The organism is Bacteroides sp. AF25-38AC, assembly GCF_003602995.1.
Classification (GTDB): domain Bacteria; phylum Bacteroidota; class Bacteroidia; order Bacteroidales; family Bacteroidaceae; genus Bacteroides; species Bacteroides uniformis.
Map to the genome: position 1 here is coordinate 65459 of NZ_QTMD01000008.1, position 13175 is coordinate 78633.

General features: G+C 47.4%; 11 protein-coding genes. 4 read left to right on the forward strand and 7 right to left on the reverse strand.

Annotation, left to right across the window (positions count from 1 at the left end; translation table 11 throughout):
- Positions 1-4: 4 nt before the first annotated feature.
- Positions 5-901 carry a DMT family transporter gene (locus DWY55_RS07355; protein WP_009038040.1) on the reverse strand — a complete coding sequence of 299 codons (897 nt, stop codon included), beginning with the start codon at positions 899-901 and terminating at the stop codon, positions 5-7.
- Between the two features lie 342 nt (positions 902-1243).
- Positions 1244-2101, reverse strand: coding sequence for a GyrI-like domain-containing protein (locus DWY55_RS07360; protein ID WP_005832999.1), 858 nt, complete (start codon positions 2099-2101; stop codon positions 1244-1246).
- Positions 2102-2294: 193 nt separating this feature from the next.
- On the opposite strand from DWY55_RS07360, the gene DWY55_RS07370 reads away from it, so the two are divergent.
- Positions 2295-3002: a TIGR02757 family protein gene (locus DWY55_RS07370; protein ID WP_005832997.1), complete on the forward strand. Its 708-nt coding sequence runs from the start codon at positions 2295-2297 to the stop codon at positions 3000-3002.
- A gap of 4 nt (positions 3003-3006) precedes the next feature.
- On the opposite strand, the gene ung is transcribed toward DWY55_RS07370, so the two are convergent.
- Positions 3007-3669, reverse strand: a complete 663-nt coding sequence (gene ung / locus DWY55_RS07375) for a uracil-DNA glycosylase (protein WP_005832994.1) — start codon at positions 3667-3669, stop codon at positions 3007-3009.
- Between the two features lie 213 nt (positions 3670-3882).
- Here ung and DWY55_RS07380 point away from each other — a divergent pair, with 213 nt between their 5' ends.
- Complete coding sequence (locus tag DWY55_RS07380; RefSeq protein ID WP_005832992.1) at positions 3883-4233, forward strand: winged helix-turn-helix transcriptional regulator; 351 nt, start codon at positions 3883-3885, stop codon at positions 4231-4233.
- 169 nt (positions 4234-4402) lie between these two features.
- Here the strand turns inward: DWY55_RS07380 and DWY55_RS07385 are convergent, their stop codons facing one another.
- On the reverse strand, positions 4403-4696 hold the full coding sequence (locus DWY55_RS07385; RefSeq protein ID WP_005826938.1) for a YtxH domain-containing protein: 294 nt from the start codon (positions 4694-4696) through the stop codon (positions 4403-4405).
- 166 nt (positions 4697-4862) lie between these two features.
- Between DWY55_RS07385 and DWY55_RS07390 the strand changes: the two genes are divergently transcribed.
- The gene (locus DWY55_RS07390; protein ID WP_005826936.1) at positions 4863-5138 is read left to right on the forward strand and encodes a putative quinol monooxygenase; all 276 of its coding nucleotides are present in this window, start codon (positions 4863-4865) and stop codon (positions 5136-5138) included.
- A gap of 78 nt (positions 5139-5216) precedes the next feature.
- On the forward strand, positions 5217-7076 hold the full coding sequence (locus DWY55_RS07395) for an SLC13 family permease (protein WP_005826934.1): 1860 nt from the start codon (positions 5217-5219) through the stop codon (positions 7074-7076).
- 147 nt (positions 7077-7223) lie between these two features.
- On the opposite strand, the gene DWY55_RS07400 is transcribed toward DWY55_RS07395, so the two are convergent.
- From DWY55_RS07400 to DWY55_RS07410, 3 genes are all read right to left on the reverse strand, one after another.
- On the reverse strand, positions 7224-9575 hold the full coding sequence (locus DWY55_RS07400) for a TIM-barrel domain-containing protein (protein ID WP_008665178.1): 2352 nt from the start codon (positions 9573-9575) through the stop codon (positions 7224-7226).
- Between the two features lie 85 nt (positions 9576-9660).
- Complete coding sequence (locus tag DWY55_RS07405; RefSeq protein ID WP_005826931.1) at positions 9661-11967, reverse strand: helix-turn-helix domain-containing protein; 2307 nt, start codon at positions 11965-11967, stop codon at positions 9661-9663.
- A gap of 2 nt (positions 11968-11969) precedes the next feature.
- Positions 11970-13175, reverse strand: a complete 1206-nt coding sequence (locus DWY55_RS07410; RefSeq protein WP_117588452.1) for an ABC transporter permease — start codon at positions 13173-13175, stop codon at positions 11970-11972.

Here is a 13175-nt window from a genome sequence, read left to right on the forward strand (position 1 = left end):
ACAATCAACTCTCACTCTCCTTTTTCTTTTCGTGTACCACCACGACTGTAACGGCCGTTATTATCAGCGCCATGCCGATGGCGCTGGCCGGTGTGAAGCTTTCATTGAATATCAGGCAACCGATAACTACGGCTGTCAGAGGTTCCAAGGCCCCGAAAATGGAAGTCAGTGTAGGCCCTATGTATTTAATGGCTTTTACCAGGGTGATGTTGGATATAGCTGTTGCCGGCAGCGCCAGTCCGAGAATATTCAGCCATGTGTAGGTATCATTGGCCAGCCGGATGCCTCCGGTCAGATATCCTCCTATAATAAAGAACAAGGCTCCCAGCCCCATTACGTAGCATGTCAATGCAGTGGAGGGAATCTGCACGGCACGGCTCTTCCTTACTCCTACGATATATCCTCCATAAAAGAATACGGACAGACCGGCAGCAATCAGCCCGATGGTCGTGTTTCCTCCTTCAAAGTCTATTTTGCCGGATGACAAAAGTCCAGCTCCGCTTAGTGACACCAACACGGCAAACAGAATGGCGAATGACCTCTTTTCTCCGAAAAAGCCCATCATGGCCAGTGCCACGGCCAGCGGATACATGAAATGAATGGTGGATGCCACTCCGCTGGATATGTTCTGATAGGCGATGACCAGACTGAAGGAGGTAGCTGCTCGGAGCAGGCTGAGGATGAACACCGTTCCCCAGTCTTTCCTGCTGATGCGGAATGTCTCGCCCAGCATAATGCCGAAAACGACCAAGGTAAGTGAAGCTATTCCCCATCGGTAGGCCAATACTTCGAAAGAGGAGAAGCCCGCAAGGAGTAATGAAATGGTGAAGAAAGGAGCCAGCCCGAAGGTGGCAGAGGAGAGAGCCGCATATATAAACCCTTTTATGGAGACATTTTGCATTTTTTATCTTGATTTTAATGGAGATTTTAAAATTATCTGTTTGCGTCAATTGCTTGATTCGCATTGCGTCGTGCAAAATTAATGAATAAAAACAAGCATACAGACAAGGGAGTGTCCCTTTTTTACAATACAGTATAGATATGGGTATCTAATATAGTATCGACCGGCTTGCCTAATATTTATTCGTTCCATCATGAGGTAAAAATCATTCCACCGCGGAGTAAAAATCGTTCCACCATGGTGGAACGATTTTTACTCCATGGAGGAACGAATACTTGTTCGCTGTCCGGCTCCTAAACTCTTCCGGGGAGAAAGTCTGATAGCTCCGGCAGAACAGTTTGCCTACTCTACCGGAATATAAATCTCTGTCAACAGTTCCTCCGGCGCCGTATCTGCGGGGTTGTTCAGGTAACGTTCCGCACTGGACTCATCCCGTAAGCTACATTCCATTTCGGGGATATACTTCCCGTAGATGGTATCGTATACGGCCTGCAGATGTTCGTATGGACCTTTGTATAGGAATATGGCATAGCGGCCTGCCGCGAGCTGTTTAAATCCTATGTCTCCTTTGGCCGTTGCAAATGAGGGTAGGACCATACATACATCGGTACGCAGCTTTTCAGCGGGTGTCACTTTGGGGTCATCGTGATAGATACAGTAGGGCATCACTTCTCCCATAGGCAGTTTTTCTTCCTGGATGAACTGGCAAAGGCGCATCCATGCGCTGCAATAGTCGTTCAGTTTATAGTCGCCAAAGAGGCGGAGGTAAATTACATTTCGGGCAGGAACTTCTTTGATTTCGTGTTTCAGTTCCAGTTCCGGACGAATAATGGCTGGTTTCATAATTACAAAGTTTTTATTGTTACGATACTCTAATGGTGAAATGCCATAGAACTGCTTGAATACTTTTGACAGTGACGAGGGCGAAGAGTAGCCTATACGGTAGGCTATGTCCGCTATCGGCATGTCCGAGTAACGAAGCAACCGGGCAGCGGCTTCGGTACGCGTCCGGACAATGAACGTACCGACGGGTTCACCCAGAAAAGCTTTCATGATGCGGTGGAAATAGAAGGGAGAGAAATGGGAAATCCTGGCCAAAGATTTCAGGTCAATTTCTTCTCCGAGGTGCAGATTTATATAATCCACTACTGCGTTCACGCACTTTTGGTATTCCTCCTGGGTTGTCTTTTTCTGTTGCATGGTTCTATTGGGCTTTTTCATGTTGCAAAAATAGGAGGAAAAGAAATAGGTTACTTGTCCGATGTTGCTATAAATGCAATATCTTTAAATAAGATAAACTATATCCCGGCACAACTTTTTCGTGCAAGCATGAAAGTTTTGCATTCGATTTGCAATATCTTTGCATTTCAGATGAAAAAACAAATGCTTGCAGATGACCGAGGAGATTAAAAGACAACTTTGGGAGTGGGCGGCGGCCTATCATTGCGCCGGCTTCATTCAGAACGACCCCGTACAGTTTCCACATCGCTATGAACGGAGGCAGGATATTGAAATCAGTGGGCTGCTGACTGCTATCATGAGTTTCGGCAACCGTAAGCAGATATTGAAAAAGGCTGATGAGTTGCATAGGTTGATGGGGGTATCGCCTCATCAATACGTATTATCTTGCCAATGGAAGAAAGACTTCCCTGCTACGGACAGAAGCAGTTTTTACCGAATGCTTTCTTATGCTGACTTTCATTCCTATTTCAGGCGTTTGCATGCTGCCTATTCTGCTTTTGACAGTCTGGAGGATGCCTTATGTACGTATGCCGGTAATCCGATGGAAAGGTTATGTGCGTTTTTGGAAGTCTCGGCAAAGAGTCCCCAAAAGAAACTGAACATGTTTTTGCGCTGGATGATAAGGAAAGGTCCGGAAGTGGATTTTGGTATTTGGGAGAGATTTGATTGCAGGGACCTGATTGTGCCTTTGGACACGCATGTCTGCCGTGTGGCCTATGCTTTGGGACTCACCGAGACAGAAACATTTTCTTTGAAGAATGCCCGCCGGATTACTGAAGCTCTGGCAGAGGCCTTTCCGGACGACCCGTGCCTGGGGGACTTTGCTTTGTTTGGAAGCGGAGTCAGCGGAGTATTGTAGCGTGTTACCAGTCAATTTCTTGTATCCCTCTGCTCCGTAAGAAATCGTTGGCTTTACTGAAGTGCCTGCAACCGAAGAATCCGTATTCGGCAGAACGTGGGGACGGATGGACGGTAGTCAGAATCAAGTGTCTGCTGCTATTGATTAAAGCGGCTTTCTCTTTGGCGTACGCCCCCCAAAGCATGAATACAAGATTCTCCCGTTCATCACTCAGTTTCTTGATAACAGCGTCTGTGAAGGTTTCCCATCCCATGTTCCGGTGCGAGCCGGTTTCGTGGGCACGTACTGTGAGGACGGAATTCATAGGAAACACGCCTTGCGCTACCCAACGGTCCAGATTTCCGGAAGTCGGAATGGGCTTTCCCAAGTCCTGATGTATTTCCTTGAATATGTTTGCCAGAGAACCGGGAATGGCTATTCCTTTCGGTACGGAAAAGCAGACTCCATAATACTGACCGGGATTAGGATAAGGGTCTTGTCCGAGGATGACGACTTTCACTTTCTCGAACGGGCAAGAGTTGAAGACGTGGAAAATTTGATGGCCGGGAGGTAGCACGTTGGCATGTCCATACTCACTTTTTACAAATGCTACCAGCTTCTCAAAATAAGGTTTGTCAAACTCCTCTTGTAGGCGTTTTCTCCAGCTTTCTTCTATTTTTACGTTCATAAGAGTCTTGCAGTTACATATGAATAGGAAACGATGTTGCAAAAATACAAATAATCCGGATGAGGCAGATGCATTTACGAGTATAAAGAATGTTTTAATTATCGTATGAAACGATAGTTATTTTGAGTAAGTTTATTACTTTTGTGGTGCAATGCCGGACACTAAGCATAGAGTCGCCATTGCTGAGGTTGAACTGATTGGTAAAATAAAGGAATGGAAAATTTTCATCGTATGGATGCTTGTCCGGTACGGGATGTACTGAGCAGGTTGGGAGACAAATGGACAATGCTTGTGCTGGTCACACTGAAAGCGAATGGAACGATGCGTTTTTGCGATATACAGAAAACCATAGGGGATATTTCCCAGCGGATGCTGACGGTTACATTGCGCTCATTGGAGACGGACGGGCTGATTGTCAGGAAAGTCTATGCGGAAGTTCCTCCCCGTGTGGAGTATAACCTTACAGAAATCGGATGTAGCCTGATGCCGCATATTGAATCTTTGGTAGGATGGGCATTGGAGCATATGAATGATATTTTGAATCGGCGCAGTCTGCAGAACTGATGGGTCGATATGCAAAGAGGGTGTGTCGAAACTGGTATTCACCACAGATTACACAGATTTGCACAGATAAGCATCTTTGATTATCAGTAGATTAAGCTCATTCTGTGTTAATCCGTGTAATCTGTGGTGAATTTTGACACACCCCTTCAGAAGTTTCCAAGTGCTTGTTTTATTTCTTAGCATCGGCAAAATTGTGAACCTTGTTTTTCAGATTGTCAGCTTTCTCTGCGGCCTCATGGGCCTCATGGGCCATCTTGTCTGCTACTTTGGTGCCAACGTGCAATGCTTCTTCTTCAGCAGTGTTGATGAACTCCTTGGCTTCGCCATTTGCTTTGTGGATGGCACGGCATATGGCATCTTCCAGCTTTTTAGCTTTCTCCGTACGGGAGAAGTGGTAGGCCAATGCACCGGCAACCGAACCTATTCCCAGTCCGATCCAGAAATTAGAATCTTTACATTTCATAATCAAGTCAGTTTTTAATAGTTAAAGTTAGAATCAATTCTGATGAGACAACATACTTGCCAAAGATTGGTTCATCCGGCGGGAAAGGAATTAATAACAATTTACTTTTGTTGGTGGAGATATTTATTCTGCTTAAATTTGCGATGCACTTAAAATTTATACAAGTATGATTAGATTAAATGTTTTTATTCAGGTAAGTGCGGAGAACCGTGCCGCAGTATTGGAATCTGCCAAAGAACTGGTCGCATATTCCTTGAAGGACAATGGATGCATTGCTTATGATGTGTTTGAGAGCGCCACTCGCAGCGATGTTCTTATGATTTGTGAAACATGGAAAGATGCAGAGTCATTGTCTGCCCATGAAAAAGCAGACCATTTTGTGGCCCTGGTGCCCAAAATCCAGGGGCTGGCTGCCATGAAGTTGGAAAAATTCGAGTTCTGAATCAGTAATTTGAGGTAGTAAGGGGTTGTGTGATCATGCGTAAATAAGTATATTTGTGCATTCTTAATATACATATTTATGCTGATTACCCTTATTATCCTTGTTCTCTCCGCTGCCTTTTTTGTAGCAGGCAAAGTCCGTTCGGACATTGTGGCGCTTTGTGCGCTGATTGGTTTATTGATATTTCAGATTCTTACTCCTGAAGAGGCCCTTTCCGGCTTCTCCAACTCGGTGGTGATTATGATGGTGGGCTTGTTCGTTGTGGGCGGCGCCATTTTTCAGACCGGGCTGGCTAAAATGATAAGTTCGCGCATTTTAAAGCTGGCAGGCAAGAGCGAGCTGAAACTCTTCTTGCTGGTGATGCTGGTTACCTCTGCCATTGGTGCTTTTGTGAGCAATACGGGAACGGTGGCTTTGATGCTGCCTATCGTGGTGAGCTTGGCGCTGAGTGCCGGAATGAATCCCAGCCGTCTATTGATGCCTTTGGCTTTTGCCAGCAGTATGGGCGGTATGATGACACTTATCGGTACGCCTCCTAACTTGGTCATTCAGAATACATTGACGGGAGCGGGCTTTGAACCGCTGTCTTTCTTCTCCTTCTTGCCGGTGGGCATTGTGTGCGTGATAGTGGGAACTTTGGTTTTAATGCCTCTGACCAAATGGTTTCTCTCCAAGAAAGGCAAAAAGAATGACGGAACATTGTCGGGTAAATCATTGGACCAACTGGTACAGGAGTACGGACTTTCCAGCAACCTGTTCCGTTTGAGGGCTGTCAATGATTCCCGTCTGATAGGAAAAACCATCATAGACCTGGATGTACGCCGCAAGTATGGTCTGAATATCATTGAAGTACGGCGTGTAGACTCTTCCCAACATAGATTCCTGAAAACTATTACCCAGAAATTGGCATCACCCGATACGACTATTTGGGTGGGCGACGTGCTTTACATTACGGGAGAGGTGTCGAACGTAAATCGTTTTGCTGAAGACTTTTTAATGGAAATGCTCGACGGGCATACCACTGAAGAAGCCTCCAAAGCCGACAAGTCCCTTGACTTTTATGACATCGGAATTGCCGAAATCGTGTTGATGCCCTCTTCCAATATTGTGAACCGGACGGTGAAGGAAGCGGGGTTCCGTGATAAATTTAATGTAAATGTATTGGGCATCCGTCGTAAGAAGGAATATATATTACGTGAATTGGGACGTGAGCGTATGCATAGTGGCGATGTTTTGCTGGTGCAGGGTGCGTGGCAGGACATCGCACGGATAAGCAGGGAAGATTCCGATTGGGTGGTATTGGGGCAGCCTTTGGCAGAAGCCGCCAAAGTGACGCTGGATTATAAAGCGCCCATAGCTGCCGCTATCATGGTGCTGATGGTTGCCATGATGGTCTTCGACTTTATTCCCGTGGCCCCGGTGACAGCGGTGATGATTGCCGGCTTGCTGATGGTGCTGACGGGATGTTTCAGGAATGTGGAAGCCGCCTATAAAACGATAAACTGGGAAACGATTGTGCTCTTTGCAGCCATGCTCCCCATGTCTCTTGCACTCGAAAAAACCGGTGCCTCGGAATATATATCCAACAGTCTTGTGAGCGGATTGGGCAGTTATGGTCCTATTGTGTTGATGGCAGGTATCTATTTCACCACTTCATTGATGACCATGTTCATCAGCAATACGGTGACGGCAGTGCTGATGGCCCCTATTGCTCTTCAAAGTGCGGTTCAGATTGGAGTAAGTCCCGTTCCGTTCTTGTTTGCCGTGACGGTTGCGGCAAGCATGTGTTTCGCTTCTCCATTCTCTACACCGCCCAATGCACTGGTGATGCCGGCAGGACAATATACATTCATGGATTATATAAAAGTGGGGCTCCCGTTGCAGATTATTATGGGAGTGGTGATGGTATTTGTGTTGCCGTTGCTGTTTCCTTTTTAATAAAGTATATGACCACTTCATTATGCTGTAATATTAGGCGCGGATTACGTGGAATAACGCGGACTATGCAAATTGAATTCTTGAAATCTGCGTAATCCGCGCCTAAAAAATAGTAAGGTAGTTTTGACACGTTCCTCCTTTTTACTGTTACAGCTTTATACTTTTTTTCTTTCCTGCATAGCTTATTGTCTTTCCGCCTTTCATCGGCCGGTCTCCCGTACCGGAGTTCTGACCGACCAGAACAACCTTGAACTTGCGGCTTTTCAGCATACCCGGAAAACTGCCTTCCCGCTCTTCTATTGTCAGGCGACGAGCCTTGTCGTCCCAATGGAAGCGGATGGTGGAATAAGCTCCCTTTTCGTAGTTGTAGTTGTCATTTTCGTCCTCGTAGAGGGTGAATGTGCCGTCGGCACCCGGATAGATGCGTATCTCCAGATTGTCCCAATTCTTTTCGGCGGAATACTGTACTTTGGGACCGAACGGCAGGATACTGCCGGCTTTTACATAGACGGGCAGAATCTCTTTCGATACACAGCGGTTCAAGGTCTGTCCGCCCTGCTGTTTTTCGTTACTCCAGAAGTCCCACCAGTCTGCGCCTTGAGGAAGGTAAACCGACCATTCCGTCACTTCCGGCCGGGTGACCGGTGCTACCAGTAGGGAGCGTCCGAAAAGAAATTCGCCGCCAACTTCATGTGTTTTAGAATCTGCTGCAAAATCCATTACTAAAGGACGCATGAATGTACCGTCATTGTGGGACACATCCCAGGAAGTGCTGTAAATGTAGGGCAGAAGGCGATAGCGCAGATTAATCATCTTCTCCTGGGCATCGAAACACCACTCGCCACGCTTGCCGAAGTTCCAGATTTCACGGGGCAACTCCGTACCGTGCGAACGCATCATCGGGCAGAAAGTGCCGAACTGCATCCAGCGTACATACAGTTCTTGGTATTTGGGGTTCTTGGCTCCCCCTTCTTGGTTCCAGCGTCCGGCAAAGAAGCCGCCTATGTCACTGTTCCAGTTCGGAATGCCCATTAAGGTGTAGTTCAGTGCGGCAGGAATCTGTTTCTCCAGCATGTCCCAAGTGGAGGTCACGTCACCACTCCAGGTGTTGCAGCCGTAACGTTGTTGTCCGATAAATCCGGAACGGGTTAGGATGACAACGCGTTTGTCTTTGCTCAAAGCCTTTTGATGCGAGGCTATTCCGCTGTTGTGCATCAGTGAGTAGGCGTTCTTTACACTTCGGTAAGATCCCAAGTGAGTGGGGAGGTCATAGTCCGATTCTTGTCGGTTGATATGGTCGGGCTCTGTAGAATCGAGCCACCAGCCGTCGTTGCCGATGTAACTGAAAATGCCTTTATTCAGATATTTCCAATAAATATCCCTTGCTTCGGGATTGTAGACGTCGTAGGGGCGTGCGCCACTTTGTGGAGGCCAGGTATCAAAATTGATAATCATGCCTTTGGCATCCAGCTCCTTGCGTTGCTCTGTGTGGGTGCCAAAGCCGGGCCATGCCACAATCATCAGCTTGGCATTCAGCTTGTGTATTTCGTCGGCCCACTTCTTGGGGTTGGGAAAGCGTTCAGGGTCAAAGCTGTGTGAGTTCCACGCACTGTCCGTCTTCTGATATTCGGGCCAGTAGCGCCAGTCTTGAATCATACAGTCAATGGGAATTTGTAGTTCGCGATACTTCTTCAAGACATTCAGGCTTTCTTCCTGCGTATGATAGCGCTCCTTGCTTTGGAAGAAACCGTATGCCCACAGTGGAAGCATGGGGGAGTGTCCCGTCAAGTCGCGCACCTGGGCGATGATGCCGTCGGCGTTTCCGCCATACATGAAATAATAGTCCGCACAGTGTCCCAGGCTCTGGAAAGCGAGTTCCTGCGGAGTATCCATGAATTCTGAAATGGAGTAGTTGTCCCAATATACGGCATAGCCTTTCACGGGCGACATGAAATAAGGAGAATAGGTGAACATGTTCTCGTTCTGCATGTGGTGCATGGAGTTGCGGCGGTTGAATTTGCCGTCCATCACTTGTCCTACTCCGTAGATGGGTTCGTCTTTATCCAATAGGAAAGAGCCCCTTACTTGATAGGAGGGAGTGCCGGCATCATTCTTATCGGCAAAAGAGGTGCCGTAGTCCTTGTCTTTCAGCAGCTCGTTGCCGGCGATGGTATGGAAACTGATGCCTCCGGTTGCCGGATTGACAAGAACTTTCAATATAGAAGATTTCAGCACGGTTTGTCCTGCTTCCTCCGAAAAGTCCACTTTGACCGTTTCGGGTGATTTGACCACTACCAGACTTTCTTTGTTGTAGGGTTTGCCTTCGGGAGTTTTGTAAACCCGCACAATGGAAGGCGAATAGAATTCCACACGGATGTCCATTCCTTGTGTGGTGCATTTCATTCCTTGAGGTGTGCGCTCTGTGTTCTGGGCGGCACACAAGTTTGCAAGCATGGTTGCACAAGTCAGCACGAAGCCGGCTCTTTTCATAAAATTCATTTTCATGGTTCTTTTAAAATTATGCTGCAAAAGTAGCCTTGAATCCCCTTTAGGTGGCAACAATCTTGTTGAAACGGAACAACACTCAAGTTGATTTCTGCATTTTCTCCGCATATTCCGAGGGACGGCAGCCGTACATTTCCTGGAAACATTTGCTGAGATAGCTGGAACTGCTGAAGCCGGTACGCTCTGCGATTTCCGTAATGCTGAGGCTGCCTTCCAGGATGAGTTGTGCCGCACGTTGCAAGCGGATGTTGCGGATGAAGAGGCTGGGGGACTGGTCGAGCATGGCTACCAGTTTCCGGTAAAGTCCGGTGCGTTCCATACACAAGTCGCGGCTTAGCTGCTCTACGGAGTAGCCGGGTACATGCAGGTTCTTTTCCACCAGTTCGATAGCTTTTGTCAGGAAAACAGATTCGGATGCGTCTTGCTTGTTTTCTGTTTGGTGAGGTTCGGTATGGCTATGTACACAAGTTATGTTTTTTCCTTCCGGTGATTTCTTTTGTTCCGCTTCATAACGGTTGCACTGCTCTATCAAGTTGCGGATGCGGAGCAAAAGGATTTCTTCTTTGTGTTTCCGTTCCATCTCCTTCCGGGTGCGGTGTATGTAGAGGCGGATGCTTGCCGCAATGATGGCGATTGACAAGACTATATAGATGACGTATGCAACGCCGGTTTTCCACCAGGGAGCATGGACTGTTAGGCTTATCCGGGCCGTTTGCTCTTCATTCCAATGCTTTCCATCGTTAGAGGCCATTACCTTGAAGGTGTAGCTTCCCGGTGGCAAGTTGGTATAGGGAGCTTGGAGAATGCCGTTGCTCTGCTTCATGTTGCCGGCGGTTACCCATTGTGCGTCGATACCTTCCAGCTGATAGCGGTAATGGGTGTGCTCGCGGTTGAAGTAATTCAATGCGGAGAACTCGAGAGTAAGGAAGTTCTGGCTGTGGCTCAATGATATTTCTTTCACATAAGGAGAGGCTTCGGGTAGTATAGTCCGGTTTTCATAGCTTCTGCCCGGGAGGATGCATTCTCCATGCACATGGATTGCCGTGAAAACCGGTGGATAGGGCAGACTGGAAGATGGGGGCTCCGGATTGGGGGAAAAGATGTTGCATCCGTCGGCGTCTCCGAAATAGAGCGTTCCGTCATGTGACACGAATGCCGCTTCCGAACCGTATTCCCCTTGTAGCTCTTTGGGCAGGGTGGATGCTTCTACCGGTATGAGTATCCGGTTGCCGTCTTCCTGCAGGTCGAGCTTATAGATAGCTGTCCGGTCCTTTATGAATATGTTGCCGTCCCGGTCTTCCGTAAAGTTTGCTACGGCTGTATTTCTTTCAAGTGATAGGGGGAAATCCTTCTTGTCTATGTGGATGTGCTTATATAAGGCCGGATGGTAGTACAGCAATCCTCTGTTGAATGTTCCGAGCCATAAAGCTCCTTGCCGGTCCTGGAAAATCGTACTGATTTCTGTAGCAAGGACGTTGCCCTTTCGGGTCCTCAAGGTGGGCATGTAGTGGCGTGTCCTCTTTTCGGGGTCAATAATCCAAAAGCCACGGATGCAGCTGATGTATGCTTTCTCATCTGCGGAGATCATCAGTGTATTGAGGGTATACTCTGTTTCCATCAGCTTCTCCCATGCTCGCTTATGGAGGTCGAAATGGAAAAATCCTCCTTTAGAGCCGTTGCGCAGTTGATAGAACCCGTTTTTTCCTCTGAGTATGAGGGAGGTGTTTTGGAACTTCTCTTGTTCCGTCCGGGGATATGCGGCAATGTCATACTGTTGTTTTCCGTTTTTTACATCATAGCACACGATTTCTCCCGTGTCATGGAACAGATACAGAGATTCTTCGTCTGCAGTCAGGTCTTGTATTGTTCCTCGGCCTTCAGACAGTTTCAATCGGAAGGAAAGTTCCGGCTGTAACAGCTCGCCATGGCTGATTACCCAGACGAGCCCCCGTTCGTCCGCAAACAAATCCTCTATGGGATGCTGCATACCTTTCTGTTGAAAGACGGAGTCCAGGTTGGCAATGTATCGCTCGTTATGGAGATTGATGCACATCAGCCGTTGGTAATCCTTTATCCACAAGAGGGAATCACCGCTCAGATAGACATGGTAGAAGCCCTTGTATTGTTTCAGCGGATATATATATTCGGGGGTAGGCTGCAGAGAGGTGAAGTTGGCTCCATCATACAGATTGACGTTCTGGGTGGTGGTAAATACCATTCTTCCGTCCGGAAGTTGGAGGATATAGCGTATCTGGTTATCACTCAGACCGTGCGAGGTGTCAATGGAAGTGAATAGAAAGTCATTGGCAGAGATGGGAAATGCCATGCTGAGACATAATACCAACACTACCATGAACTTTATATCTGTTGGATGGATTTTTCCCATCTTTATTTTCCCCCTTTCCAGATACTGATAATTTTTTTGCCTATTGCCAAAATATTCAGCAGTGATACAGCAAAAAATAATAGGCAACCGGTCAATATGCATGGAAGCAGTGAACCGCTCTCCAGTTGCGGGAAGAGGTTTTGGACTACTTCTATATAGTAACTGCGTACCCATGCCACGCAGCCGATGGCGAGGAGCAGTACCAGTACATTCAGCCCTACTGTCAGTATATAATAAGGCGTGGCTACCCGCGTCGGGCTATATCCTATCAGCAGCAGGTTTTCCAGTTTTACCGTATTCTTTTGGAGAAGCAGGAAGATGCTCAGCATCAGGATGTAGAATGACAGAATGCTGATGAACAGTCCTACTCCCATGACAATAGCTGTAATGAGGCGCAGGAAATAAGTTGTCTTTCCGGCATCCAGATTGTTGCCTTCGGTTTCGTAATTCTTTTGCTGGAAATAGTCGGTGATGGCTGTGTCGGTAGGATTCTTCACTTCCACAATAAGTCGGGACGGTTCAGCTTCTTTTTCCGGTGCAAAATTCTTGTTGGCCCAGTCCATGAAGGATTGGGGGACGAGAATGGTATTCAGCCGGTTGGAGAATCCTACAATGTTGCCTTTATATTGTTCCACACGTCCGTTGCCCCGCATCATGATATCCATCTGTACCAGACTCATCAAACCTTCGGAGAGTTTCGGCAGACTCCGGCTTTGTGCAAAGCCAAAGTTATAGAGGTTCAGATAATTGCGCGGAATGATGATGGGGATTACCCGGGCATCTTCGTCAAAATGCCATTTCTCCAGACTGACATCCACATATTCGTCGGGTACAGACTCGAAAAACATCTCCGTTGACAAGCGGATACCGGCTTCCTGCATACCGAGTCCGGCAGAAACCTTGAACAGGGAAGGAGTGAACGCGCCTACCCCCTTAGTAAAAGGTTGGGCTTTCAGGTCCTTTATCTCATCTTTGGAGAAGGTATTGCTTTTCCCGGCAAAGCTGCCCAAAGTACTGATTTTCTTGGTAGCAATGATATAATCCTTCTTCATGAAACTGTCCCCTTCCGTAAAAACGGGAAGGACATCACGATAGAATTGTACGCTCAGCAATACAATCATCATGCCGAAGAGATTGGCGAGGAAAAAGCCTGCCAACTGTCCGACACTGATGTGCTGGCGGAGAAGTTTCCAAACAAGTCGGTTCAT